Source organism: Arthrobacter sp. Y3223164 (genome assembly GCF_059091005.1).
In genome coordinates this window covers 1-1,705 of record NZ_JBNHGF010000503.1, presented here as the reverse complement: position 1 = coordinate 1,705, position 1,705 = coordinate 1, and the positions used below count along the sequence as shown (strand labels likewise).

The following is a 1,705-nucleotide window of genomic DNA, read 5'->3' as shown; positions in this document are numbered from 1 at the left end:
CGGTTCCCGGCCGCCGCTTCCGCCGCCGCCTTGCCTTCCGCCGGACCGCACCTCCACGATGGGCTGGGACTGGGTCGGATGGACGACGGCGGAGGCCGACACCGGGCGCGGCAAGCCGTCGGGCTCCGGTTCGGCGGGGGCCGGCACGGCTGCCGTGGGAGCAGGCTGGTCGGCCCGGGACAGCTGTTCGAAGACCTGGCGGATGTAGAGGGCTTCTTCCCCGTCGCGGTCCGCGACATAGACCACCCGCGTGTCGCCGAGGGGCCGCGCGAGCCGGGCGCGGACGCCGGGCGTCGATTCCACAGCGCGCGACGGGCCGTCCCGGTGGGTCAGCCAGTGCACCGTGCCGTGCGTTTCGATGACGGAGGCGGTTCCCTTGGGATTCGGCACGGCGGAGGCCAGGTGCTTTGACACGTCGAGCGGGCGGCTGCGGCGGCTCGTGGATGCCGAGCCCAGCGTGATCTCAAGCCGGCGGGCCGCGTCCGCGGAATCGAGGGAGTCCAGGATCCAGAGTTCGCCGGCGGACTCGAAGACCACGCGCGTGCCGTCCGTCGCGGCATGGCGGACGTAGAAACCGTCGTGGTCGGTGTGCCGGCGCAGGCCTGTTCCGTCCGGCCCCACCGAATACAGGTTGCCGTAACCTTCGTGATCGCTCAGGAACGCGATCCGGTTGCCGATCCACATCGGGTCTGCCAGGTTGCCGTCGAGTTCGGCCGCCAGGCGCCCGAACTCGCCGCCGCCGTCCCGGTCGATCCACAGTTTGCCGGCCGTTCCGCCGCGGTACCGCTTCCACCACGCCGGTTCGCGCGAGAGCACGCTGCCGACCACGACCGGACGCTCGTCGCCGAGTTCCGGCCCGAACGCGATTGAGTCGACGGGCCCATAGGGCAGGACCCGGGCGTCCGAACCGTCCAGCGGCACAGCGTAGGCCCAGGTGTGACGTGATTCTTCGCGTTCGAAGGAACTCGTCACCAGGGCGTGGCCCGCCGGTGTGAATCCTTTTACCTTCGTGCTGGCGTGCCCCCAGTAGGTCAGTTGGCGGAATCCCCCGCCGTCGACCGACGCCGTGACGGCCTCGGGGGCGCTGGCCTGCACCACGCTCCAGGCCAGGTGCTGCCCGTCCGGCGAGAACCTCGGATTCCGGGCCGGCAGTTGCAGCGACGAGACACGCCACGCCCGGCCGCCGGCAAGGGGGGCGACCCACACGTCGTCCTCAGCGACGAACGTGACCAGATCGCCGTGCACGTGCGGGTAGCGGAAGTAGCTCGATGAAGTCATGCCTCGATCTTAGTCACGGCCTGTGCTGGCCCCGGGGTCATCCGAGCGGCGGGGCGCCTCGCGGACTGACTGGATCAGCCAGCCGGCGTCCCGCCTCACCATCTCAAGGTGGACCCGTTGCACGCTGGGTTCGGCGCGTCGTCCCAGCACGCTGCCGTCGGCGGCCACCTGCCGGTACGCCGACGTGCTGACGGTTGCGGCCACCCATTCCTGTGGCCCTCCGCCTGGTGGCGCTGGATCAGCCGTTACCTCCTCCACCGTGGTTTCGAAGCCGTCGAGCCAACTGCCGGAGCCTGCCAGTGCTGCGATGATGCCTTGGTCCGTGTCCATGACGGCCGTGCCGGGCATATTGACGCGGTTGAGCAGCGTTGCGTCGCGCGTCCTGACGGCCTCGGTGCGCAACCAGGCCAGGGCCGGCACGGCCGCC

The 1,705-nt window shown here is 70.7% G+C and carries 2 pseudogenes; both read right to left on the bottom strand.

Going from position 1 to position 1,705, the window contains the following annotated elements:
* Window positions 1-1,278, bottom strand: a pseudogene (locus tag AC5RUJ_RS15840) (S41 family peptidase); the annotation flags it as partial.
* Window positions 1,279-1,287: 9 nt separating this feature from the next.
* Window positions 1,288-1,705 (bottom strand): annotated as a pseudogene (locus AC5RUJ_RS15835) (hypothetical protein); the annotation flags it as partial.